This is a genomic window from Xenorhabdus budapestensis, assembly GCF_002632465.1.
In the GTDB taxonomy this organism is placed as follows: domain Bacteria; phylum Pseudomonadota; class Gammaproteobacteria; order Enterobacterales; family Enterobacteriaceae; genus Xenorhabdus; species Xenorhabdus budapestensis.
On sequence record NZ_NIBS01000007.1, the window covers coordinates 49,469 to 74,918 of the forward strand.

Here is a 25,450-nt window from a genome sequence, read left to right on the forward strand (position 1 = left end):
TGATACGAATTGAAGGATAAAGTCAAATAAACAGTCGATATAATATTTTTTATATTGGGTTAAGTATAATTATTTCGGCGATTTTTTAGCATTATGACTAATACAGTATCTATCGATATTCTATTTTTATAAATACTTCAATAAAAAATATAATAAAGCATCATTTAAGGTGAGAGCATGAATGTTAAAATGAATTATATTCAAACCAAATTGATATAAAAGTTAATAGTTTGCTTTTAATGCAATCAATATAAGGATGGTTTTCATCCTCAATATGTTTGAAAATAAATGCGCTGGAAAAACGCCCACGCTCTCACCCCGGATATAATTTAGCCAAATCAGATATTTTTATCCAAAGATGAATACATTTAAAAAAATCTTTGATAATAACAATTTTGTATGTTGACTTTCTGGGCTACGTTTTAGCACTGAACAATTTTTCAAACTCTATCAATAGAATTATTCTATTGTTTCCCAAGATGAATATAAGAAATAAGTCACCAAATTATTTATTACTCTACTAAATATTCTTCAATTCTTTTCTTATCAACAATCAGAAAACAATCTTTAGACTCCTTAATGATCCCTTGCCTAAGAAAAAAATTCATAAAATATCCGACACGGGATCGGGTTGTACCTACCATATAAGATAGATCCTGATAAGAAATTTTGTTCTTAATAGAAGATACATTATCATTTTTAATTTCTGAGGCCATCCTCATCAAAGAATAGGCTAATCTCTTCTCACTATTAAAGATGACAAAGCTAGAAATTGTCTTCTGGTGTTCTATGATTTTATTTGCCATATAAATTACAAAATGATAAAGGATGACTTTACCTTTTATTTCTTCTAAAAATGAAGAAAAATTTATCTTTTTTATTGCGCAATCAATTAAAGCTGTCGCCGTTTCAGGTATAATATCCCCAGATAAACCACTTTCACCAAAAAAATCTCCTTCTTTATAAAAACCAATGTTACATGTTCTGCCATCTTCGGTTTGGGTAGAGACTTTAACATGCCCTTTTTCTATAAAATAGAAATTTCCTCTCCCTCCTCCAACATATATATATTCATCTTTGTAAAATCTTATATTCTTAACAGAAGCACTATCGCCACGGATAAAGTCAACAATACTACCATTGAAATTTCCAGCACTATTGCTCATTAGCATTACCCCATTGTTTTAATTAAATAGATAACCCTGGAAAAATCATTATAATTTTAAAAAGCCATACAAAACCTTTAACTTTCCTTTAACTTTCCGTAAACGTAACTCATATTTTTGGGACAGGATGCTCAATATTGAGCATTCCAGCCTTAATAAGCTGACAATCTGCTATTTTTTCCAGAAAAATCTTATTCGCCAAACGAAGCTTGGAGCCATATTAAGAAGGTTATTTCCACAAAATTTCCATTATAAATTCTCTCGCTTGGCGACTTAGTACCTAAAAATCATTTGAGGTATAAAGTAGATGGTCTATTACAGGAACGGTAGCCGTTTTTGTTCAAAGAAGACGGGCGGGTTCCCCCTTAAAACTGGGTTGCCGGGGGAGCCAGTGCTGGTAACGATCACTTCCAAACAGCGATTACGATCTGTCCGAACACACTGCTTTCATTCCTTCATATATACGCCCTTGATTTATGGAATCGAGAAAGGCTTTAACATTATCAAATGTTATCATTCGGCTTGCCTGAGTTCAGGCAGACTCTCCTTTTGCGCATTGGTGAGCGAGGTTTTCTTTTATGCTATTTTACTTATCCTATAAAATTTAGTCGTTTATTAACTTCACCTGAAATTGAATTAAAACTAGTCAATTTATGTGAACATAAAAAGGTCTATATTCAATGGATTTCAAGTTGTGTCGTGGCGGCAAAGGAACGACAAATTCGTCGGGAACGAATTCGCCCAGCCAAAGGCTGGCCTCCGGTGAGAGGCAGGAGCCTCTCATTAATTCCCGGTAGCATAGATAACCGGATGTTTATAAAAACGGTGACCGGAGTGAGTGAGCGCAGCCAACAAAGAGGCGACTTGAAAGACGAAGAGTATATTCATATGAATAAATTGGTCTCTACTAAATGCGGTGACAAAATGAAAAAGGCCACGCCGGAACGCAGCCTTTGATTATTTAAAAATGGTTCTATTCAATAAACCCTAAGTCATCGCGCCTATGTCGTTTCTGTTCCTGATAAAAATTTTCATGTGGACCAAAGTTCAATAGGTATAACTCTAATTTTCCTTCAATCCAGTGATAACCGATCAATGTTAATTGCTTATTCAAGCGAAATTTATGAACACGTAGAAAACTCAAATCTCCTTTCTTCTGTTCACCAATTTCAGGATTATCAATGATCATGTCTATTTCATCTTCTACTACGCTAAGAAGATTTTCAGGTAACTTTGATAATGCTTTAGAAAAACGCCTTGTTTGGTAAATCTCAATTTTGGCGTTTTTTGGTCTTTCTGACATAGGGAGTTACCTTTTGGTTGCCCACTTCGCTCTTTGCCAGTAAAGATTCAAGAATAAAAGCATATGGCAAATCAGGGTTTTCCTCAGCTATCTTGCCGATTTTAGCCCAATATTCTATTTGCTTAGGTACGCTTCTACTTGCAACTTCTGCATGAATCTTCACTTCATTAACGAAGTCATCATCAAGTCGAACACTAGTTGCCATTAGAAAACCTCGCTTTCTACGCATAAACATACTGATTATTGCATTCTTTTGTCTCTTTTTGCATCTATTTATTGCAATAAAGAGTACAAAATGATCTAATCTCCTTCACGGCTGCTGGACTGGATAATATGCACCATAAGGTCAGCTGGCTTTTCACAGGGCTGTTTGCCCGAATAATTTTGAACAGGTGAAAAATACCAGACATCGGGATAAGGCACCTCTGCCGTTACCGAGAACGAACGGCGCAATAAACCGTATTCCTGCCGCAACTCTTCATACTGACGTGACAAGGTAAGGTGAGATTCTACCAATTCATGGTATAGTTTGTTCAACTCCACGTTGGCCTTTTCTTTAATTAATCATGTGATTTTTCATCCAAACGCCTATCAATGATACGGTTCACAATCTCACGCAATTTTTCTACACCAATAAAGCCCACAGCACCACCAAGTGCGGGTGACATACTGCTGGGAATACCAACCAGTTCCAGCGCACTTGAGAATCCCCATGACAACGCCCCGCATAAAAAAGGTTCAGCCCAACGGTTTTTTCGTTCTACACCGTCATAAATCAGACGTCCATAACAGATCATAATAGCCAGCAAGGAGCCGGATATCTGTGGCCAGGCATCTCTCAGGCTATCCATAAGTTCAATCCATAAATCAGGATGTTCTTTCATCATTAGTCCCATAATTGAATAATTGACGTCACAGATATAAAGTTATTTCTGGCGGTTCAATCACGGTTCCGATGATATTGCCCAAATCAGAATCGGTCAGACAGGGATTGATCCAATACTGAGTGACGTTTGTATATATCCATATTAGCCTCAGCATAAAGCAATCACACTGTCATATACTTGTGTCTTGCTCAGTACTAAATCACACAGTCAAATGTTCCTCAACGTGTGCCACAGGTCATTAATTAGTTTCATCGCATTCATTTTTTCGTTGGTTACCACAATGCCAATATCACGGCAGCGTTCTTCGGAACATTTTACTAGTACCTTGTCCCAACAGTACGCCTAAAATAGTAAGAGTACCTCCAATAAACTGAATTAAGTTGAACCTGTTTTCTACAATTATCTGTATTATTAATGCAAAGACAGGTACAAAATTAAAAAATATCGCTGTTTTACCTGCCCCACGAATAGTAATACCTATATTCCAAAATAAATAAGCAAGAAAAGAACCAGCAATACCCATATAAATACTCGCCAAATGGCTCTCAAGTGGAGCTGATAATAATGCAGGAACAGGAGATTCAACAACAATTGTAACTATTACCAATATAATCATGCCAAAAAACATTGTCCAACTTGTGGTTTCAAGTGGAGTTGCTTCTGTAACAAATACACGAATTCCAACGGTGTAAATTGCCCAACTGAGACTCCCTGCAAAAATAATCAATACCCCTTTTTCTATATGAACCGTGCTACCAAAGATCAACTGACCATTGGTAATTACCAATGCCACACCAAGTAAACTAATAATCATTCCAATCGTTCGTATTATTTCAGGAAAACGACGATTAATAATAGCTTCTAAAATATTGGCAGAAACTGGAGTCGTTGCCATTATTAATGCAGCAGTCACAGGATGTCCATGTTGGAGACCAACAAACAATGCTCCATTAAATCCCGCAATACCAATTCCTCCAAGGCAAATAAAAGCCAACCAATTTTTCTTAAGCACCCTGCCATTAATTTTTCTTCTGAACATCATAAAAATGAAAATACATAAGACAGCAAAAACAAAACGTTCACCAGAAGCTGTCCACGGAGGGAGAGCTACAAGAGCTATTTTAGTTACCTGAAAGTTTGAACCCCATAAAAATGTCGCAATTAACGTCAGAACAACCGCTATCTGTGGTGTTATTCGTATGTTCATGATTTAACTCTCTTAATTTTTAAAAAGATAACTGGGTTGTTTTTCCTGGAATTATTGTGGCATAGTTCAAAAATGAAATATTTAGACATAAACAGAAAATAATTTTCCAAAAATGGAAATCATAATATGCAATCACTTATTTGGGATGATATTCGAGTATTCCTGGCAGTCGCACAAACTGGAACTATCAGTAATGCATCAACGCTTCTTAATATTGGTATCGCAACGGTATCGCGAAAAATTGAACGGCTTGAAACAATTTTCGGAATGCCTTTATTCCTCCGTCATCAGACAGGTTATCAGTTAACGGAAGATGGAAGAGAACTACTGGAAAAAGCCAAGGCAATGGAAATAGCTGCAAATTCATTTCTGGCTGAGGCTGATATACGTACAAAAATCGCTGGTAAAGTCCGCCTCGCAACAACCGAACTTCTTGCCAGTAATTTAATTATTCCTAATCTATCAACCTTACAAAAAAACTACCCAGATCTGACGCTGGAAATCATTACTGATGTACATACTGTAAATCTTCATCGCCGTGATGCTGATTTAGCCCTTCGCCTTGTCAGACCTGAACAAGGTCATGTTACAGTGCGTCAATTAGGTATATTGGGTTTTGGGTTATATGCCAGTGAAAAATATTTTATAAATCATCCGGCTAAGATACCTGAAGGCGCATATGACAACATCCACTTTATCAGTTGGACTGATAAATACCTGCAACTCCCATCATCCAAATGGATAGAGAAAATCCTGAAAGGCCGCCCACTCTCTATAGCTACAACTTCACTTTCAGCCCAAATTGCAGCAGTAAAAGCAGGTTTAGGATTAGCAATACTGCCCCACTTTATTGCCAACACTACAGATTTTATTTGTGTTTCACAGCAACCGGAGTTAGAACAACCTCTTTGGCTTGTTATTCAGGCAGATTTGGCACACTCTCCCAGGATAAGGAAAATCGCGGATTTTCTAACAGATGTTGTTTCTCAAAATCGAAAGCAACTCTCCGGGTAAATTAAAATTACGAAAAAAGATAAAGAAATCAAATTATCTTTAACAATACATACATTACATAAACATACCCCTCTTTCTTGTCCGCGAGCCCCCTTTTACTATTTGTCTATAATATTTACTACAAAGTGATTGTAGTAAATATTATATAGTTAATTAACTCTACCGTTATAGTAAAATTTACAATAATCACTATATAAAAATAATTTCATGCCAATTTATGGACAATATTCTTATTGCAAAAGAAAAATATTTAACATAGATTACTCCGAAAGTGACATTGATGTCTTTTTCAATGGCAATAAAATGAAAGCACAGAAAAAGCATCAATATATTTTAGAACAAGCATACAAAGTCTTTATCGAGTTGCCAGATATGAATTTATGGTCCAGGAATCACAGACAAACAATAGTAATATTGCATGTGAAACATATGGATTCAATGTAAAAATCATTCTTAAATTAACTGATTTTGACCAAAAACAGGCAGAAAAAACTTTCCTCATATTAGATCAAGCCCATACGACTTTGGATACATCGATACACAAAGTAATGTTATTACTGAATAATCCAATAGTATTTAAGCAAAAAATTCTCTTTTTAGGGGATGATGATTTAACATCTTTAGCTTTAATGATGGCATTTAAAAAACCAGGCCATTATTGCAAAAATAATATTTATGTCAAAGATATAGATAAAGAACTATTGGAGTTCATTAGAGAGGTATCAAAAGAAAATAATTTTATTATTAATACAGAATTCGTAGATCTGAAGCACTCTAATAAATATGCTAAATCCTTTGATGTTATCTTGACAGATCCACCATATACTTTCGATGGATTAAAATTATTTTTGTCATAGAGATGAAAAATTGCGAAACAGATAAATTAAAGTCTGTGTCAGCGATCGAAACCATGATGATTGATATTGCTCATAAAGGTGAATTCAACATTATCAACTGCCATTTTTATCAATCCAAACTCAGGGGAGTTAGTGGCGCTGTGATATTAGCAGAGTCACATTTTACTATACATACCTGGCCTGAATATAACTATGCAGCCCTTGATTTATTAATATGTAGTGATTTTGAGCATCATGAAACTCTTATGAAACAGCTACAAAGCCAATTAAATTCATAAGAATATGAGTGGAAAATATTACAACGAGGTTTTTAATTATCGGATAAATTTAACAATCCACTAATACCCTCCCTGGTATTAGTAAATTATTTCAATGATGAGGAAAATACATGGTTATATCCAGTTTATTTTCCTAATATTTTTATAATTCATGTCTGGCAGATAGGTCCATCTGACCAAACATGACTAAAATTTGATTTATTATCGAAATAAAAATCTGGTTATGACATAAATGAAAGAATAAAAAGCAGTTTTATTTAGTATTTTAAGATTTAATAAAATATTATAATATCCGATTATTTATTAGGGACATTGCCATAACATCACAATATTGACCATTTTTAAAGGCAGCTTTACGTTGAATGCCTTCCATTTCAAAACCAAATTTAGTGTACAGCTCTATCACTTTCTCATTATCAGTGAATACTTCCAATTCAATCCTAGTACAAGCAAGCCAATTGAAAGCATAGTCAATGGCAAATTTCATCATCTTTGAGCGAATACCTCTACCTGAATAGCCAGCATCAATACCGATACCAATGCCTACAACATGTCTGCGTCTTGGATTAACGTAAGTAAATAATCCTATTGTACCTACTACCTTGCCATCTATTATTTAAATATAGTTATTTTTACTGAATCCATTACTTTTTGAGGTGGCCTATGAAGCAAGAAAACTCAACTATTTTTTCATTGATAAAAAATCTTGAAATGAGCCTGCATAGAGAAAAAAGAAATGATAATAACTGGGTAAATACCATCTTACATGATGATTTTTTGGAAATAGGAAAGTCAGGTTATGTTTATACTAAAAAAATTGTTGAGGATGCATTAAAAGAAGAAAGAAATACTATTTCACAGATTTTTTCAAAAAACTTTAATATGCAGAATTTGGATAAAAATATTGTACTTCTTACTTATCAATCTTATGAAATGGATAAGTCAGGACATCCACATAACAAAGTCCTGCGTTCATCCATTTGGCAGTTATCGGCATCTGGTACATGGCAACTAAGATTCCACCAAGGGACAAAAATGGCAGACTGACCATACAAGCTATCTGTCACAAAGCTGTAGTAAAAAGCAGGTTGTTTAGGAATGATAAAAAATGGCCCTACATCGGGGCCATTTTTTATACAGAGTGATTATTCAACAATTAAATACGGACTCTGCGCCTTTTCACAACCTGAAACCCAATCATTAAAATAATAAACCAGGCTGGTGTAACAATCAGTGCCTGCCCGGTATCAGGCTGCAAAGACAGCAATACCAAAACAGAAGCAAAGAAGGCTAAGCACACCCATGACATAACAATACCGAATGGCATTTTATAAATAGATGCTTTATGCAACTCAGGGCGGCGTTTCCGATAAGCCAGATAGGAACACAAAATCATGCTCCAGATGAACATAAACAGAATGGCAGATACTGTCGTTACCAATGTAAAGACACGCATTACATCGGGGATAAAATAGATCAAAATGACGCCACAGGAGAGGCATAAACACGTAAATATCAAACCCGATGCAGGCACCGAGCGCCGGGAAAGACGGCTGAACTGTTTTGGTGCATCCCCTTCTTTTGCCAAACCAAATAACATCCGGCTAGTGGAGAAAACCCCACTGTTTGCCGAGGAAGCAGCAGAAGTCAGAACCACAAAATTCACAATACTGGCTGCTGCCGGTAATCCAATCAGAACGAATAATTCCACAAATGGGCTTTTATCTGCCACAATCGCGCGCCACGGTGTAACCGACATAATAACAGTCAAGGCTAACACGTAAAATGTGATAATTCGGATCGGAATGGCATTAATTGCTTTTGGCAGGGATTGCATTGGATTTTTGGTTTCCGCAGCAGCGGTTCCTACCAATTCAATTCCAACAAAAGCAAATATAGCGATTTGAAAGCCCGCAAAGAAACCACTCAGCCCCATTGGAAACATACCTCCGTCATTCCAAACGTTGGTAAGGGAGGCAATGTGCCCCGCAGGTGATTGGAAATGGATGCCAATCAGTACTCCCCCTGTCACAATCAGGGCAACAATGGCAACAATCTTAATCATCGCAAACCAAAACTCCAATTCTCCGAACAATTTTACTGTCGCGAGATTCAGAGTCAGCAATACCAAAACACATAGAAGTGAAGTGGCCCATTCAGGAAAATCAGGTGTCCAATATCCGACATAAGAGGTAATAGCGACAACATCAGCGATACCGGTAATCACCCAGCAGAACCAATAAGTCCAGCCTACAAAAAAACCGGCCCATGGCCCAAGTAGATCTGCGGCAAAGTCACTGAATGACTTATAATGCAAGTTGGAAAGTAATAACTCTCCCATTGCACGCATCACAAAAAACAGCATAAATCCAATGATCATATAGACAAAAATGATCGATGGCCCCGCCAGAGAGATAGTTTTACCTGATCCCATAAACAGACCAGTTCCGATAGCTCCTCCAATAGCAATAAGCTGTATATGTCGGTTAGTCAGACTTCGCTGAAGGTGCGAGCCCTCAGTTTCAGGTGGGTGTGTGAGTTGTATTTTTTCTTCCATAGTTGTATCCAGTTTATTCTCACAGCATGACCTCAATAGCAGCAAGCTGTGTTTAAGGAGCCATTGTGACATAGACAACTACAGTATTAACAGAAGGAATTTACACGAAAAACCAATAGGTTGTATTTTACGCTACTCACAAAATTAGATGTTGTATTTATTTTATTCATTTACTGAAAGTGTATATAGAGATAGAGCATTGACTAATTAATTGCCAGGGGACGATAATCAATATATTGGGTCGTTAGCTCAGTTGGTAGAGCAGTTGACTCTTAGACCCACCAGAATTATCAAGGAATTGCGTTAATTTTGTGAGTCCTTTGTTTTTTCTAGGATACCTCTAGGGAGTAATAGAAAGTATAAATGATTAACTTTTTTCCATTAAATGACTTACGGCGCTGCTGTTGCTCTTCACTTAATACCACAACTACAGACAAAGTAAGGACAAAGCAGCTTGTCCCTAATACCGACAGAAGGCGGGAGAGTTATTTTGAGTAGAAAATAACAAAAGGGGCGTTAAAAACCGCCCCAATGAAGTGCCTCGAAAATTAGGTATCTAGCAAATGCAATTTTTTTATTCTAATCTATACCATCCCATCAGAATAATATAACTATTGGTAATATTGATTACTTCCCTGTACCCAGTACTTGATGTTGTTCCAGAAACAGTATGGTTATGGGCACCAATATTTACAGAATGAGAATGATTGCCCTGAGTATCTGTATATGCAACTTTATAATTATCTGTATATTTAGCTCCGATAATTGATACTCCTTTCTGAACATATCCACCCCATATAGGTTCCCGACTTTGATCATATGATAATGCCGTAGCATGCTGATGATCACCCGCAACACTGGTTGATTTTATTCCATAATCAAATGAATCTGTTGTAGCTGAAAATGAGTGATTATGAGGAGGGAGTTGTGAAGCTTTCAATGTGATAGTGTCATTTCCTCCTATTGATAAAATGTCGGAACCATCTAAAGCTCCTAGTCTGATAGTTTTATTTTCGCCAATATATTCCCAGACTGTGTCAGGGAATAGGATGTTTGGATTTTTACTTTGAGCAAAAAATGTAACAATCCCAACAGGATATAATATATCAATGGTTACAGCATGTTTTTCCCGTTCTAACGCTAATTCATCTTCAGTTAACGTTTTTATTGTGCGCTTCTTATTTTGAATGCTCATATTGATTCCTCATGTATTAACAACGTACATTGCTAGTTAATTAAGCCAAAGAGGTTTAATTGAAAATATCTTTGGCAATATGAGGCGGTAGGATACTTCTCCGCCTGTGAACATCAATAAAATCAGTTCATCAATACTGGAGAGTACGGCTTGGATAAATTCAGCTGGTTAATATTTGGTAAATTGTATGCTTTGATGGCAGAATGGCACAAAATAACAAATAGTAAATAATAAAATTTATCAAATAACTGATAACACTTGGTACTATAAAAATGAGATACTCCATAAAGATGGTTGAAATAGCGACCATCATAGTTCATTGATTATTAATAATTTCTTCTCATTGATAGAAGCAAGTAAAGTCCATTAATTAACTAAACGCTGTCAAAGTTAGCCAATCGCTGCTGTTGTTTATAACTCAAAGTAAACGCAAATTCTTCATGCTCAATCTGCCATGTACCAAACTCTTAACCGTTAACAAAAGTCATTTAATAAAAAATCTTACCTCAAGTAAATTTATACCATCGTTTCTTCTGCAAAAAGGATAAAGTACATAATTGACAATTAAATAAATTGGCTAAATATCCGAGGTGATTATGGAAAATATTTCTTCTCAGGAATTAAAGCAAAGAAATACTATCAAAAAAGATAAAATAAAATCAGGTAATATACAGGTACAGGATGTCATTAATATAGATAAAATATTAGAAGATGTGAAGCGATTTAATTTAAACACCGTAAATGTTCCTGTTGAAATAGATATTCCAGAGGTAACATCTTCTAAATTTACTGTGAACCAATATCAAAAACAGCATGCTATTAATCTGATTAAAGAATTATTAAAGCATGATATAAAAATTATCGTTGAACCGTTCCCATTCATCCAGCAAGGTTCCATCGGTGAAACGGAATGGAACCCAAACGATATTAATGAATTTTTCTGGAATTGGAAAACAGTTGTATTACAAGATATTTTTGATTCAATAACTAATAAATATAATATTTATGGATTAAAAATTGCTTCTAATTTTATTTATATGGAGTATGCAGAAGGGTATTGGAATGATGTTATCGATTTTACCCGTAAGCAATATGATGGTAACGTTATATATCAGATGAATTCGTGGATAACGGCGGTTTGGGATCCTTCCTATGAAGCTAAATTTATACAGAGGATAAACCGACCTTATTTAAAGAAGGTGGATTTTGTTGGCATCGACTGCTGGTTTGAACTTTCAGACAAGAAAATTCCATCTTATGAAGAAGTAATAGAATGTTTGTTTTCAACGACTATTTATAGTCGTGCTCAAGAAGTTATCTACCAAATTGAACGGTTACATCGTTCAACTAAAAAAATGGTATATTTTGGTGGGTTTAATATTCCTGCATGTGAATATGGACTGCGAACTCCGTGGAATCCTCATACATCAGATACATTCTCAGCAGAAATACAAATTAATGGATGGCGTGCTTATAGAGAAATAATGGAGCCAAAATCCTATTTTAAAGGTTTCTCCATATGGTTTATTGGATCTTGTGATAAAAAACATCCATATCAAATCCATAGTAAAGAAGCGGAAATAATTATTAATGAGTGGTACAAGGAATAGTTTTAGTTATTCGACATTAAAATATAATGGTTAAAGAAAATACCGTAGTTTAAAAAACATGGGTAGTTTAAGAAAAATAAGTAGTTCAAGCTTGCTATTTTCTTCTGTTAATTACCAGAAAGAGCTTGAACTACGTTATAGGGCTGAAGATTATGGAATTATTGCAAACGAACGTACTGGAAATCCCGCAGCCTTTTCTGGTTTAGCAACAATATTAAAAATAACCGCTCCACGAGTTGGCACTTGATCTAAATTGGTCATTACTTCTATTTGATAAGTATCTTGTGCCAATACATAATTCTCGCTGAGTAACGCACTATTCTTTCTGGAGTCTTTGGCTGAATCAGTATCAAAAGTCTCGTGCCCGATAGCTTTTATTTTTCTTTCTTCAAAGAGAAAATTGAGAGCATCTAATCCCCAGCCGGGTGTCTGGTTATTTCCGTTGATATCTTTATTATCCATTTTTTCCTGAGATGGCCAGCGTTTACTCCAGTCTGTTCTTAGTGCGACAAAAGTGCCTGCTTCAATAATGCCATGTGTGGCTTCAAACTGGAGAATATCATCTTTAGACAGTGAGAAATTAGGCTCTTGTTTTGCCCGTTCTGACTGGTCAATGACAATTAATGGTAACACTAGTTCTTTTAATTCCAATTCATTCAAGAAACGAGCATCAGGTATAAAATGGCAAGGGGCATCAATGTGAGTACCATATTGACCAACAAAGGTAAATTGTTGGGCGAAAAATCCATCTGGATAACTAAACAGTGTTTTAATTTGAGCAGGGTTAAACATAAAAAAATGGGGTGAGTCTTGATCAAAACTATGTGTCAAATCGATCCATTTTTTGGATTTTAATAAAGTGAGTGCCTGTAAGATATCGTTTGTCATAACAGCCTCATCTTGTTTAATTGTAGGGGCGTTTTTGAGAAAGACAGGGTACATTTTCAATGTAGGTGACTGCTTAAGCAGTCACCAAGACCTGTCTGTTTGTGAATATTAATATCTTCCAAGAGTGATATCAATATAGGTGAGATTGGTAAATGAACACTCCTACTCTGAGATAATTAATGAGGTAATAATAACCATTGGAGATTTGTCATTATCGATAAAAGGGTTAGTAACTGCTATTGTTTGGTAATAAAGTGGTTCCCATTCTGAATAGGTTATTGGTAACTTATTTTTTACCAGTGGATGCCTGCCGATTAATAGCATAAAATTAAAAAAAATTTTCATATCATTCCGTTGAATATCTGGTTTTTAATTAATAATAAATTTTTATTATTCTTCCATCTGCTTATTGTCTGAAAAATCCATTATCATCATCCATGAGTTAATTTTTTGTTTTGAAAATGTTTGTGTTTTTATATTTATTGTTTGCAGGTTATGCATACAATATAATGCCGAATTAGACTACCCGAAAAAGGGATGGTGACTAAATGACACCACCTGAAATGAATATGAATAAACGATACCGCTAATTAATATTATATTAATAAAATATCATGGTGTTGTTGTTATATTTATGTCTTATCTGTTGTAGATGTCAGCTCCATTTCATAATCACTGATAGGGAATTGCCCATAAGTATCATGTAATAATTGCTTACAGCTTTCCTGTTTAATCAGGTCGCTAAGTTCATCTAATCGTTTTTGCAATAATCTCCTAGTTTCTTTTTCATTATCTAAGACAGTCTGCAAAATTTTGGTTAATTTCTGCTGCAATGAAATAGGAGCATCTGAATCTTTTGATAATAAAGTAACCACTTCCACTGCTTTCAGGTAGGTGATTTCCATATCAACAAGTGCATCCCACTTTTCATTTCTAGCTAAATCAAGCATCTGCTCACTTAAATTAAGGATCTGCTGGTAAGCTGACAAAAGATCCAGATCATTTTTCATCAAACAATATCCTGACTGGCGTTGTAATGAGGACCTATTTGCCGCCAAGAATCTGAAATCTCGGAAAGTAAATCAATCACTTCGGTAATAGCCTTCTCATCGTTGCGTAAATTAGCATGGAGTAAACGACGACTCATATAATCATATAAAGCAAAAAGATTCTGGGCAATCTCTCCGCCTTTTTCGAAATCAAGTCCCTCTTTGAGACCATTATCAATGATATTTATCGCCTTTGAAATAGCTAAACCTTTTTCCGGAATATTCCCCTGCTGCATCAGAATAATTGCACGACGCAGGGCGCTGAGCGCCCCATTGAACAATATCTGAATCAACTGGTAAGGAGAGGCATTCATAATTTCGCTCTCAAGATCTACCTGAGCGTATAACTGGCTTGCCGAACGTTGATACATAATATCCTTTATTATTTTAAAAGCTGGGCCAAGGATAAACCTGATTGGTTCATTGAACTGATAAGCTTATCCAGTGCTGTAAATTGTTTTTTATAACGCGCCATCGTAGCATCAATATTTCTGTTGGTCTGTTCTACTTGCCTTTCTAGTGTTTTCAGACTTTTATTGATACCTTCGGTTACTGTTGCGATAGTTCCTTCATGGCTATCCAACGTTTTTTTCAATAAATTATAGGTCTGGGTTGCAAAACCAGTTTTTTCTCCATCCCCCATAAAGAAAGCTTTAACGTTGGCAGGTTTTTCTTTCAGGTTTTTTTCCAGTTTTTCGTTGCTGATTTCCAACGTACCATCCAATTTCTGTTTGATGCCCAATTTATTCAGGGTAGCAATATCAACGACTTTTTGTGCTGCAAACAATTGTTGCCTTAGTTGGCTTTGAATACCTTTTAAAGTACCGTCACCCAATAAGGGACCATTGTCTTTCGAAGCCGCTTCACCTTTTCCAACCTTTTTAAATTTGGTCAGTGAATCAAAAGTGGTTTGTACTTCATTATAAGCATCAACCCACTTTTTGATCGCCTCTTTCATTGGTTCGATATCACGGGATATAACCAAAGTTTCTGGTTTAACCACTTCTTGAGTTTCGTCACTTTTTCCCGGGACTTTTTCTGTGACTTTTTCCGAGACTTTTTTCAGGCTTAGGGTAATGCCTTCCGGGGCATCTTTTATCTCATTAGTTTGGCGTTCAATTTCAATGCCATTGACTGTTAATTTCGCATTGGTCGCTTTCACTGTTTGTGTCATTGCACTAGTGCCGCCACCTTTGCCGCCAGATGTATAGTTCAGCAAATTACCCAACTGATCATCACCTTCAACTTTGATGGTCATGACGGATTTTGTGCCGGCTTTTTTCGAAGTCAGGATCAGATAGTTTTTATTATCTTCTGCTTTGATGATGCTGGCATTAACGTTACCCTCTTTTTTATTGATGACATCACGGATTTCAACCAGAGAAGTTTCATTATCTTTCAGGGAAATAGAAATGCGCATTGGCTCTTTTTTACTTGGTTCACCTGGCTGATCGATAATAATGGTACGAGTACCTTTACCTTGTTCTCCTTGCAGGGCTTTTACATCAGCAACTTCCGTAGAGCGCAGAGACTGGGCCTTCGCAAGTTGTTTTATTTCAATAACATAGTTACCCGGACTGGCTTTAGAATCCGTACTGGGCGTAAATGTTTTATGATCTTCGCTGGTTTTGGTCGTATTGAGTTTATCGAATTTTTTGAGTTCTTCGGATGCGCTCTTTAACTTTTCCAAACTACCTTTTAATGTGCCAAAACCGGTTAGCTTAGCTTTATAGCTGCTTTGTTGTTGTGTTAATGGTTGTAAACGTTTTCTTTCATTTGCTTCAAGTTTATCCAGTAAGTTTTGATCCATCATCCCAGATCCGATTCCTACTGAGGAAATGCTAGCCATATTGACTCCTTTTAATAAAAAGCATCACTGGACTTGTTATCGGATTAATTTGTGAAAAGTTTACTGACAAAATGATTTTTTTGATTGACAGAATAATTGATGAGAACAGGCGCTGTTTGGGTTATCGGGGAAAAGGGAGAAAAAAATAAAAAAGTTTTTTCAAGAAATATTAAAGGTTCTTTTTAAGGGGCCGATAAAACTGTTGGCGGTGATGAACACCGTGAGCGAATAGGCTCAAACTAATTATATCGACTTGATTTTAAAAGGAACTCTACTATGGCATCAGTCATTAATACTAACTATTCATCTCTGCTGGCTCAGAACAACTTGACCAGATCTAAAGGCGTTTTAGGCTCTGCTATTGAGCGTCTGTCTTCTGGTTTACGTATTAACAGCGCGAAGGATGATGCTGCTGGTCAAGCGATCGCTAACCGTTTCACTGCTAATGTTAAAGGCTTGACTCAGGCTGCTCGTAACGCAAACGACGGTATCTCCATTGCTCAGACTACCGAAGGTGCTCTGAACGAAATCAACAACAACCTGCAACGTATCCGTGAACTGACTGTTCAGTCTCAAAACGGTAGTAATTCTAAAAGTGATATCAAATCAATTCAGGACGAAGTTAAACAGCGTTTGGACGAAATTGACCGTATCTCTGAACAAACTCAGTTTAACGGCGTGAAAGTACTGAGCAAAGATAGCAAAATGACTGTTCAGGTTGGTGCAAACGATAATGAAACTATCACCATCGATTTGAAAAAAATCGACAGTACTGTTCTGAAACTGGATAAGTTCGATGCAACTAAAGCTTCTACTTTTGGTGAGCAATTAACCGAAGTTAAAGGTAAAGTAGATGATGGTACTGGTAAAAAAGTTGACGGCAAAGTGAAAGTTGATACTTCTGCTCTTAAAGATATCTCTGAAGCTAAGGTCTTTCAGAAAATGAAAGAAGATGGCAAAGCTGACGGAGATAATCTCCTGATGTCTTACAAAGATGATAAAACAGGTGAGACTAAGTATGCTGAAGTAAAAGCCGATGAAAATGGAAAAATAACTATTAGTAAAGAATACCCTCCAAAAGTTAACGATCGCCCTCTGGATGCTCTGGACAGCGCTCTGGCAACAGTCGATGGCCTGCGTAGCTCCCTGGGTGCAGTTCAAAACCGTCTGGAATCCACTGTTAACAACCTGAACAACACTGTTAACAACCTGAGCGCTGCTCGTAGCCGTATCGAAGACGCTGACTACGCAGTTGAAGTTTCTAACATGAGCCGTGGTCAGATCCTGCAACAGGCTGGTACTTCTGTTTTGGCTCAGGCGAACCAGATTCCACAAACTGTTATGTCTCTGCTGCGTTAATTTTTATTTTCCAGCTAAGGATTTATGCAGGGCAACCTACATAGCTCCCGCTTATAAAATAAGGATCGGCTTGCCGATCCTTATTTTTTAGCCTCTGTTTTACAGAAACTGTTTAATAAAAACGATTTTAACGTTCGTCAGGGACAGCCTGAAACTTGCGATGCATTCGGGCGGACAACAAAAATTTCGCATAGGTGAAAAAGAAGCGCTTTTACTTCATTGTTCAAACGATTGTACCGATTAGGTGATTGGATAATGGTATCCAGTCTCTTATCCAAAGGTGTCTGTTGTTGTGAGCGATTTGTATACCGCCGAAGGCGTGATGGACAAAAATAGCCTCTGGAAGCGCTATGTACCACTGGTTCGCCATGAAGCACTGAGGCTACAGGTAAGATTGCCTGCCAGTGTAGAGCTTGATGACCTGCTTCAGGCCGGTGGCATAGGGTTACTGAATGCGGTGGAACGTTATGATTCCTTACAAGGAACGGCGTTTACCACCTATGCGGTGCAGCGCATCAGAGGTGCAATGCTGGATGAGTTGAGGAGCCGTGATTGGGCGCCGCGTAGTGTTCGACGCAATGCACGGGAAGTCACGCAAACCATCCGTAAACTTGAGCAAGAGTTAGGCCGTCCAGCCAGTGAGCAGGAAGTTGCTAAAGAATTAAAGATTAATCTGATAGAATATCGGCAAATACTGTTAGAAACCAATAACAGTCAACTATTTTCTTATGACGAATGGCACGAAATTCATGGTGAAAGCTGTGAGCCGGTAATTGAGGAAGAGCATGAGACAAACCCTCTCCAACAGTTACTGGAAGGTGACCTCCGTCAACGGGTTATCGATGTCATTGAGTCGTTGCCTGAAAGGGAAAAAATGGTTCTTACGCTGTATTATCAGGAAGAACTTAATCTTAAAGAGATTGGCGCGGTACTTAATGTGGGGGAATCTCGCGTGAGTCAGCTCCACAGCCAGGCAATAAAAAGGCTGCGGGCGCGTTTGAATCCAGAGAAGTAACTTTTTGCTTATTTGTTTTTTGTTAAGACTACACACAGGGCTTTATCTCTTATGTCTGTTACAACACAAAAGAAACGGCCTCTTAGCCGTTATATTAAGGATTATAAACATAGTCAGACTCATTGTTTGCATTGTCATAAGACTCTTGACCGTATTTCCCTTGTTTTTAACGGTCAGGTCATCAATAAAGAAGCAATTTCTGAGATGACTGAACTGGTTGATGACAAAACATGGAATGAGTTACAGGGTAAATTTGTAGCGCTGTGCCGCTTCTGTAGTGAAATTTATTGCAATAGCCAAACTGATTACTTCGACATAATGTCATTTAAACAGTATCTGTTTGAACAAACAGAGATGAGCCATAGCACAGTACGTGAATATGTGGTTCGTTTGCGGAGACTGGATGAGTTACTGACATCAAGTAATTATCCTGAAGAAGAGTTCACACCAGAAAAAATTCAGGAAAAATTGAGTGAGAAATTGTCTCAGTCCGCTTTCAGTAACTACAATATCGCGCTGCGTAAATATGAACAATATCTGAGCTGGCAACAGAACGGACATTGTTAATTAGACAAAGACATAACGTCTGTTGGGCTGAACAATTTAAGAGGGGAATGTGATAATAACGCATTTCCCTCTGCTTTTTTAACCCGTCTTTTTTAACCCATCTTTTTTAACCAATAGTCATTAAGCTGGCATTACCACCTGCCGCCGCAGTATTAATGCTTAAAGAACGCTCGTGCAATAAACGCTCCAGTAGCAGATTAGTTTCACCACGGGCAAAGCCTTGTACAGAAATAATCGGCCCTTTACGTTGCGCGACAGTTTCACAAACATAGCGAAGTTGATCACAATCACCATGATAAATGACCGCTTCCATTGCTGTGTCTTCATTCTGCCAGTCATTGACCAAATGAATAGAATAACGAATTTCATCCGGTAACTGTTGCAGCAACTGTTGGTGCAGATCATCTTTTTCCCAAATAGCTTGGCAGCCGACAGAAAGCACCGCCGCCAATTGGATCAGCGCATCCTGCTCATTATCCGCAAGACAAAGGACTTGACCACGCGGTAACAGGGTATAGGTATTACGTTCTCCCGTAGGTCCCGGTAATACACGCGTTGTTCCTCCCTGAGCCAGTAAACTATATTCCTGAATAACCTTGTTCAGTTCTGAATGATTACATACTGTTGCCCATTCAGCCAGTGTGTTGAAAGGAGAATGTAGGGCAGTTCGGGCTTTGGCATCCAGTGAATACTCTTCATCCTGTCGCGCCAGTGTTTGAGTAGCAGCATTGACTGGACGTTGGGACAACAGACGATAAAGATAGAGTGGCCCGCCTGCTTTTGGCCCTGTTCCCGATAATCCTTCACCACCGAATGGCTGTACGCCGACGACAGCCCCTACCATATTGCGGTTGACATATAAATTTCCGACTTTCGCTTTACTGGTAACTTGAGCGATGGTTTCATCGATACGAGTGTGAATACCCAATGTTAAACCGTAGCCGGAGGCGTTAATCTGATCCAACAACTTATCCAATTCATCCCGTTTAAAGCGCACAACATGCAGAACCGGGCCGAAAATTTCTTTTTTTAATTCATCAAAGCTGTCCAGTTCGATAAGTGTTGGTTTGATGAACGTACCTTGTGACCATTCTTGGCTGTCTGATGCATTTTTAGCCTGATAAATCGTTCTGCCTTTGGTACGCATGGTTTGAATGTGGCGTTCGATATTTGCTTTCGCTTCAGCATCAATCACCGGGCCGATATCTGTAGCCAAGTGTTCCGGGTTGCCCATCCGGCATTCAGTCATAGCCCCTTTCAACATAGTGAGTGTTCTGTCGGCTACGTCATCTTGTACACAGAGAATGCGCAAGGCAGAGCAGCGTTGACCAGCACTGTCAAAGGCAGACGCAATAACATCGGTAACAACCTGTTCTGTCAGGGCAGAAGAATCGACAATCATCGCATTCATGCCGCCTGTTTCTGCAATCAATGGCGTTGGACGCCCTTGTGCATCAAGGTGACCGGCTATATTGCGTTGTAACAGGCTGGCAACTTCGGTAGAGCCGGTGAACATCACACCACGTACGCGCTCATCACCTACCAGCATTGCGCCGACGGTTTCCCCTTGTCCCGGTAGCAATTGCAGGACGTCGCGGGGAATGCCTGCCTGATGTAGCATTTTAACGGCAACTGCTGCAATCAACGGTGTTTGCTCTGCTGGTTTTGCCAATACACTGTTACCAGCGGCTAATGCTGCGGCAATCTGACCGGTGAAAATTGCCAGAGGGAAGTTCCATGGACTGATACAAACCACAGGTCCCAGCGGGCGATGTGTATCATTGGCGAAATCCTGACGAACTTGATCCGCATAATAATAGAGGAAATCCACCGCTTCACGGACTTCTGCAATAGCATTGTTAAACGTTTTACCCGCTTCACGCACCAGAATACCAAGCAGGGATTGCAGGTTGTTTTCTATCAACTCCGCAGCACGCACTAAGATAGCCGCTCGCTCTGATGGTGGTGTTGCAAACCAGATTGCTCCTGCATTAGTGGAAACTTCCAGCGCATGGTTGACTTCCTGCTCAGTGGTTTCACGAACATAACCAACGGTATCAGAAGATTTGGCCGGGTTATTGACAGGTTTGGCTACAGGTAACTCTCCGGTATGGGTGTAATCACCACCCAACAGCGGTTCACTATTCCATGTTTCCATTGAAGAACTCAGCAGGGCGCTGGAAAGTGAAGCCAGACGGTGTTCATTGGAAAGATCAAGCCCCGATGAATTGACGCGGGTTTTACCATACAAATCAATTGGCAATGGGATTTTCGGATGCGGCAGGCCGATTTGCCCTTCGGATTTAGCCAACTCTTGTACCACTTTCACCGGATCGGCAACCAATTCATCAATCGGCAGGGATGTATCTGCTATGCGGTTGACAAACGATGTATTAGCCCCATTTTCTAGCAAGCGGCGCACCAGATAGGCTAATAACGTCTCATGTGTTCCGACTGGCGCATAAATGCGACATGGTCGATTGAGCTTACCATCAGCAATTTTGCCAACCACTTGTTCATAAAGCGGCTCACCCATACCATGCAGGCACTGGAATTCATATTGACCAGGATAGTAATTTTGCCCGGCGAGATGGTAGATAGCAGACAGAGTATGAGCATTATGAGTAGCAAATTGTGGGTAAATAAGATTAGGAACGAAAAGTAACTTGCGGGCGCAGGCAAGGTAAGAAACATCGGTATACACTTTGCGGGTATAGACCGGATATCCTTCCAGCCCATCGATTTGGGCACGTTTGATTTCGCTGTCCCAATATGCGCCTTTTACCAAACGGATCATCAACCTGTGACGGCTACGTTGTGCCAAATCGATAATACTGTCAATCACGAAAGGACAGCGTTTCTGGTAAGCCTGAATCACAAAGCCAATTCCGTTCCAGCCTTCCAGTTGTGGTTCAAAACAGAGTCTTTCCAGCAAATCGAGAGAAATTTCCAGGCGATCAGCTTCTTCTGCGTCGATATTGATACCAACATCATACTGGCGAGCCTGTAAGGTCAGCGCAAGTAAGCGCGGATAGAGTTCATCTATAACACGCTCATACTGGGCACGGCTAAAACGGGGATGTAGGGCAGAGAGTTTGATGGAAATTCCCGGCCCTTCATAAATGCCACGCCCGTTTGATGCCTTACCAATCGCATGGATAGCTTGTTGATAAGAAACCATATAAGCCTGTGCATCTTCTTCAGTCAGAGCGGCTTCACCAAGCATGTCATAAGAGTAACGGAATCCTTTTTCTTCCAGCTTGCGCGCATTGGCGAGAGCCTGAGCAATAGTTTCCCCTGTCACAAACTGTTCGCCCATCAGACGCATTGCCATATCTACGCCTTTGCGTACTAATGGTTCACCGCTCTTGCTGATGATCCGATTTAAGGATTTAGAGAGTTTGGCTTCATTGTGGGTAGAGACCAGTTTACCTGTAAACAACAATCCCCACGTAGCAGCGTTAACGAACATGGACGGGCTTTGACCAAGATGTGAATACCAATTGCCGTTACTGATCTTGTCACGGATCAGGGCGTCACGGGTTGCTTTATCGGGAATGCGTAGCAGCGCTTCGGCAAGGCACATTAATGCAACACCTTCCTGTGAAGAAAGTGAAAACTCTTGCAATAACCCCTGAACCAGACCGGAACGACCAATACCATGTTTCTGTTGGCGTAATTTCTCTGCGATGGAATAAGCAAGTTTATGGGTTGCCTTAGTTTGTTCTTCTGATAATTGAGCCCGTTGCAGCAACATAGGAACTGCTTGTGTTTCAGGCAGACGATACGCAGCAGTAATTGCGGAACGTTTCACCGATTGGGGTAAAATATGTTCGGCAAAATCCAGAAATGGTTGATAAGGGGCCTCAATCTGTGATTCTTCTTCGGAAATCTTTTCTTCTTTGTTATTCTGGGCGGCTGATATTTCTGGGATCTTTTCCTCATTTTCCAGACGTTCGAGATAATTAAAGATGGCTTGCTTAATCAGCCAGTGTGGTGTGCGTTCAATTCGTTGTGCAGCAGTTTTAATACGATCACGCGTTGCTTCATCGAGCTTCACGCCCATAGTGGTACTACCCATTCTCACTCCTTAATAGGTAAGACTAATCAAGTTACAGAACAATATCTTCCATGTTGCAACTTTGTGCAACCATGTTAAAAGCTGTTGTTTGGAATTTGTGAAATTAATCTGATTTTGATGAATGTAGTTGGTGAGCTTATTATTAATGAATTATCTATATGATACATAATATATTTTTATCATATTTATGAATCAAATCATAATCGACCGTTTTATAAAAGGTACAACTTCTGGAGCATAAATGTGACTTGGCAAGCGTTTCTTGTAAAAAATACCGTTAATAAGTTGTTAAAAATGTTTTAGCTAATCTAGGATAGAGAGTGATTTAAAAACAATTACAAATATAAACTATACATACCGGAATAACTCCACCTTCAGTAAAATTATCTTCGGGTACAACTCTGGTATAACCGGACAAGTGGATACTTGCTTTGAAGATATATTGGGCTGATAGGGGAATTTTAAATACAGATAACATCATTGACGCAAATCAGACCGTCTGAATAAACAGGATTTGCAAAAAAATACTATGGAGAAGAACCTGCATGACAGTAAATTCACCAATGCTAATTACCTTTATTGTCTATATTGCTGCGATGCTGCTAATAGGCTTCATGGCTTACCGTGCCACCAAAAATTTCGATGATTATATTCTAGGTGGCCGGCGATTAGGCAGTGTGGTAACAGCATTATCTGCTGGCGCTTCTGATATGAGTGGCTGGTTATTAATGGGGCTACCGGGTGCGATTTTTTTAGCGGGTATTTCCAAAGCTTGGATTGCATTAGGTTGTCTGCTTGGTGCATATCTGAACTGGCGATGGGTTGCAGGGAGATTGCGTGTACATACTGAAGCTAATAATAACGCCTTAACATTACCGGATTATTTTACCAATCGTTTTGAAGATAAAAGTAAACTTCTGCGCATTATTTCCGCATTAGTCATTTTGATTTTCTTCACAATTTATTGCGCATCTGCTGTTGTGGCTGGCGGATTGTTGTTCGAAAACACATTCGGTATGAGTTATGAAAAAGCGATTTGGATTGGTGCATTAGCTACCATCGCTTATACCTTTCTCGGTGGTTTTCTGGCTGTAAGCTGGACCGATACAGTTCAGGCATCTTTAATGATTTTTGCTTTGATTCTGGTGCCTGTTTTGATCCTTTTTAAACTTGGTGGATTTGAATCAGCTATTGATATTATCAAAGCAAAAGATCCTGCTTATCTGGATATGTTTCAGGGTGTACAGACCATCACTATTATCTCCTTATTAGGGTGGGGATTCGGTTATTTTGGTCAACCACATATTCTGGCTCGCTTTATGGCGGCTGATTCTCATCAGACTATCCATAAAGCCCGTCGTATCAGTATGACCTGGATGTTTTTATGTCTCGCAGGAACAGTTGCCGTTGGCTTCTTCGGTATTGCCTATTTTGAGCAAAATCCAGCACAAGCTGGGAATGTTATGCAAAATAGTGAACGTATTTTCATGGAGTTGGGGGTCATTTTATTCAATCCGTGGATTACTGGGGTATTACTGTCTGCTGTTCTGGCTGCGATTATGAGTACCTTGAGTTGTCAATTGCTGGTTTGTTCCAGTGCATTGACAGAAGATCTTTACAAAGCATTTATACGGACTAAAGCAAGTCAAAAAGAACTGGTGTGGATTGGTCGTTTGATGGTTCTGGTGGTCGCAGCTATCGCGATAGCGATAGCGACCAACCCGAACAACAAAGTATTGGCTTTGGTCAGTAATGCCTGGGCTGGCTTTGGCGCTGCATTTGGCCCGGTAGTGTTAATTTCAGTGCTCTGGAAACGGATGACACGTGATGGGGCATTGGCTGGTATGGTGGTGGGTGCAATCACGGTACTGGTATGGATGGAATACCAATGGTTTGGTTTGTATGAAATCATCCCAGGGTTTATTTTTGCTTCTTTTGCGATTGTGGTAGTGAGTTTGTTGGGTAAAGCTCCAAACCAGACTATTCAGCAGCGTTTTACTGAAGCAGAAGCTCTGTATAAGACTAAATAAATTCTACTAAAAAGCCTCTGATATTTCGGAGGTTCATTCATTCATTAATTATCCCCTGTATCTTTCAAATTACAGTTTTGTTGAATGCAACTTGAAAGGTGGAGGGGTTATTATCAATTAATCCCTTCATGTCCAATTTCAATCAAACAAAGCTGGTCTCCAAAAATTTATTGGAGAACCAGCTTGCCTAAGTTTTAATTAGGACTCTGATGCAGATCCAGACATGGATGCAGGATAAAGATAAGCAGACCACTCATTATACTGACAAACAAATATAGAAGCATGTTTTGATGACAATGGATTAGCTAAATTAAAAACTTTGTTTCTTAAATCAGTAGCAGAACTTAGTGATTTTCCAATATAAGTTCCGGCAGGTAAAACCATAATTTCGCCATTGTTGTATCTGACTGTTCTATGAAAATCAATTATTTTCATAGATTCATTAAGAGCATTATGTTCTCTTGGACCTGCACCAAAAATTTCAATACGAATCAGATAATTATTCATATATCGTCTCTCTTTTATTTAAGAAAATATC

25 protein-coding genes are annotated in these 25,450 nt (G+C 38.6%); 10 read left to right on the forward strand and 15 right to left on the reverse strand.

Translation table 11 applies throughout. The features are described 5' to 3' along the window. Positions 1-512 precede the first annotated feature (512 nt). Positions 513-1,166 (reverse strand): Crp/Fnr family transcriptional regulator, encoded by a 654-nt coding sequence (locus tag Xbud_RS08540; RefSeq protein WP_169923045.1) that lies wholly within the window; start codon positions 1,164-1,166, stop codon positions 513-515. 507 nt (positions 1,167-1,673) lie between these two features. On the opposite strand from Xbud_RS08540, the gene Xbud_RS19790 reads away from it, so the two are divergent. Continuing rightward, on the forward strand, positions 1,674-2,123 hold the full coding sequence (locus Xbud_RS19790; RefSeq protein ID WP_169923046.1) for a hypothetical protein: 450 nt from the start codon (positions 1,674-1,676) through the stop codon (positions 2,121-2,123). A 16-nt stretch (positions 2,124-2,139) separates the two neighbouring features. Here the strand turns inward: Xbud_RS19790 and Xbud_RS08545 are convergent, their stop codons facing one another. The 5 genes from Xbud_RS08545 to Xbud_RS08565 form a co-directional block, all read right to left on the reverse strand. Next, positions 2,140-2,469, reverse strand: a complete 330-nt coding sequence (locus Xbud_RS08545; RefSeq protein ID WP_099135674.1) for a type II toxin-antitoxin system RelE/ParE family toxin — start codon at positions 2,467-2,469, stop codon at positions 2,140-2,142. Further along, positions 2,438-2,674, reverse strand: a complete 237-nt coding sequence (locus Xbud_RS08550) for a TA system antitoxin ParD family protein (RefSeq protein ID WP_099135675.1) — start codon at positions 2,672-2,674, stop codon at positions 2,438-2,440. The genes Xbud_RS08545 and Xbud_RS08550 overlap by 32 nt, the downstream gene beginning before the upstream one ends. A 95-nt stretch (positions 2,675-2,769) precedes the next feature. Beyond that, positions 2,770-3,012: a site-specific DNA-methyltransferase gene (locus Xbud_RS08555; protein ID WP_244589888.1), complete on the reverse strand. Its 243-nt coding sequence runs from the start codon at positions 3,010-3,012 to the stop codon at positions 2,770-2,772. A 17-nt stretch (positions 3,013-3,029) separates the two neighbouring features. Beyond that, positions 3,030-3,353, reverse strand: coding sequence for a phage holin, lambda family (locus Xbud_RS08560; protein ID WP_099135676.1), 324 nt, complete (start codon positions 3,351-3,353; stop codon positions 3,030-3,032). Between the two features lie 292 nt (positions 3,354-3,645). Then, positions 3,646-4,563 carry a DMT family transporter gene (locus Xbud_RS08565; protein WP_244589889.1) on the reverse strand — a complete coding sequence of 306 codons (918 nt, stop codon included), beginning with the start codon at positions 4,561-4,563 and terminating at the stop codon, positions 3,646-3,648. 126 nt (positions 4,564-4,689) lie between these two features. Between Xbud_RS08565 and Xbud_RS08570 the strand changes: the two genes are divergently transcribed. From Xbud_RS08570 to speD, 3 genes are all read left to right on the forward strand, one after another. Continuing rightward, positions 4,690-5,577 (forward strand): LysR family transcriptional regulator, encoded by an 888-nt coding sequence (locus Xbud_RS08570; RefSeq protein WP_099135677.1) that lies wholly within the window; start codon positions 4,690-4,692, stop codon positions 5,575-5,577. Between the two features lie 380 nt (positions 5,578-5,957). After that, on the forward strand, positions 5,958-6,434 hold the full coding sequence (locus Xbud_RS20445) for a bis-aminopropyl spermidine synthase family protein (RefSeq protein ID WP_099135678.1): 477 nt from the start codon (positions 5,958-5,960) through the stop codon (positions 6,432-6,434). Between the two features lie 2 nt (positions 6,435-6,436). Then, entirely contained in the window at positions 6,437-6,712 is a 276-nt protein-coding gene (gene speD / locus Xbud_RS20450; protein WP_099135679.1) for an adenosylmethionine decarboxylase, read from the forward strand. A 283-nt stretch (positions 6,713-6,995) separates the two neighbouring features. Here the strand turns inward: speD and Xbud_RS08585 are convergent, their stop codons facing one another. Then, positions 6,996-7,328: a GNAT family N-acetyltransferase gene (locus Xbud_RS08585; protein WP_339353682.1), complete on the reverse strand. Its 333-nt coding sequence runs from the start codon at positions 7,326-7,328 to the stop codon at positions 6,996-6,998. 47 nt (positions 7,329-7,375) lie between these two features. Here Xbud_RS08585 and Xbud_RS08590 point away from each other — a divergent pair, with 47 nt between their 5' ends. Continuing rightward, entirely contained in the window at positions 7,376-7,759 is a 384-nt protein-coding gene (locus tag Xbud_RS08590; RefSeq protein WP_099135680.1) for a nuclear transport factor 2 family protein, read from the forward strand. 109 nt (positions 7,760-7,868) lie between these two features. On the opposite strand, the gene cycA is transcribed toward Xbud_RS08590, so the two are convergent. Both cycA and Xbud_RS08600 read right to left on the reverse strand, forming a co-directional pair. After that, complete coding sequence (gene cycA / locus Xbud_RS08595; protein WP_099135681.1) at positions 7,869-9,269, reverse strand: D-serine/D-alanine/glycine transporter; 1,401 nt, start codon at positions 9,267-9,269, stop codon at positions 7,869-7,871. 574 nt (positions 9,270-9,843) lie between these two features. Next, positions 9,844-10,464 (reverse strand): phage baseplate protein, encoded by a 621-nt coding sequence (locus Xbud_RS08600; protein WP_244589890.1) that lies wholly within the window; start codon positions 10,462-10,464, stop codon positions 9,844-9,846. A 596-nt stretch (positions 10,465-11,060) separates the two neighbouring features. On the opposite strand from Xbud_RS08600, the gene Xbud_RS08605 reads away from it, so the two are divergent. Then, the gene (locus Xbud_RS08605) at positions 11,061-12,074 is read left to right on the forward strand and encodes a glycoside hydrolase family 113 protein (protein WP_099135682.1); all 1,014 of its coding nucleotides are present in this window, start codon (positions 11,061-11,063) and stop codon (positions 12,072-12,074) included. Between the two features lie 150 nt (positions 12,075-12,224). Here Xbud_RS08605 and Xbud_RS08610 read toward each other — a convergent pair whose 3' ends face one another. The 4 genes from Xbud_RS08610 to fliD form a co-directional block, all read right to left on the reverse strand. Next, a complete protein-coding gene (locus Xbud_RS08610; protein ID WP_099135765.1) occupies positions 12,225-12,962 on the reverse strand; it encodes a cyclase family protein in 738 nt (245 codons plus the stop codon). 632 nt (positions 12,963-13,594) lie between these two features. Beyond that, complete coding sequence (gene fliT, locus Xbud_RS08620) at positions 13,595-13,972, reverse strand: flagella biosynthesis regulatory protein FliT (RefSeq protein WP_099135684.1); 378 nt, start codon at positions 13,970-13,972, stop codon at positions 13,595-13,597. Next, positions 13,972-14,382, reverse strand: a complete 411-nt coding sequence (gene fliS / locus Xbud_RS08625; RefSeq protein ID WP_099135685.1) for a flagellar export chaperone FliS — start codon at positions 14,380-14,382, stop codon at positions 13,972-13,974. The genes fliT and fliS overlap by 1 nt, the downstream gene beginning before the upstream one ends. Positions 14,383-14,393: 11 nt before the next feature. Further along, positions 14,394-15,860 (reverse strand): flagellar filament capping protein FliD, encoded by a 1,467-nt coding sequence (gene fliD / locus Xbud_RS08630; protein WP_099135686.1) that lies wholly within the window; start codon positions 15,858-15,860, stop codon positions 14,394-14,396. Between the two features lie 276 nt (positions 15,861-16,136). Between fliD and Xbud_RS08635 the strand changes: the two genes are divergently transcribed. The 3 genes from Xbud_RS08635 (at position 16,137) to fliZ (ending at position 18,801) form a co-directional block, all read left to right on the forward strand. Further along, complete coding sequence (locus tag Xbud_RS08635) at positions 16,137-17,219, forward strand: FliC/FljB family flagellin (RefSeq protein ID WP_099135687.1); 1,083 nt, start codon at positions 16,137-16,139, stop codon at positions 17,217-17,219. Positions 17,220-17,511: 292 nt separating this feature from the next. Next, a complete protein-coding gene (locus Xbud_RS08640; protein WP_047680173.1) occupies positions 17,512-18,234 on the forward strand; it encodes an RNA polymerase sigma factor FliA in 723 nt (240 codons plus the stop codon). A 51-nt stretch (positions 18,235-18,285) separates the two neighbouring features. Then, positions 18,286-18,801 carry a flagella biosynthesis regulatory protein FliZ gene (gene fliZ / locus Xbud_RS08645; RefSeq protein WP_099135688.1) on the forward strand — a complete coding sequence of 172 codons (516 nt, stop codon included), beginning with the start codon at positions 18,286-18,288 and terminating at the stop codon, positions 18,799-18,801. Positions 18,802-18,907: 106 nt separating this feature from the next. Here the strand turns inward: fliZ and putA are convergent, their stop codons facing one another. Further along, positions 18,908-22,882 carry a trifunctional transcriptional regulator/proline dehydrogenase/L-glutamate gamma-semialdehyde dehydrogenase gene (gene putA / locus Xbud_RS08650; protein WP_099135689.1) on the reverse strand — a complete coding sequence of 1,325 codons (3,975 nt, stop codon included), beginning with the start codon at positions 22,880-22,882 and terminating at the stop codon, positions 18,908-18,910. Between the two features lie 545 nt (positions 22,883-23,427). Between putA and putP the strand changes: the two genes are divergently transcribed. Beyond that, the gene (putP, locus tag Xbud_RS08655; protein ID WP_099135690.1) at positions 23,428-24,912 is read left to right on the forward strand and encodes a sodium/proline symporter PutP; all 1,485 of its coding nucleotides are present in this window, start codon (positions 23,428-23,430) and stop codon (positions 24,910-24,912) included. Positions 24,913-25,110: 198 nt separating this feature from the next. Here the strand turns inward: putP and Xbud_RS08660 are convergent, their stop codons facing one another. Then, on the reverse strand, positions 25,111-25,419 hold the full coding sequence (locus Xbud_RS08660) for a hypothetical protein (RefSeq protein WP_099135691.1): 309 nt from the start codon (positions 25,417-25,419) through the stop codon (positions 25,111-25,113). Positions 25,420-25,450 lie beyond the last annotated feature (31 nt).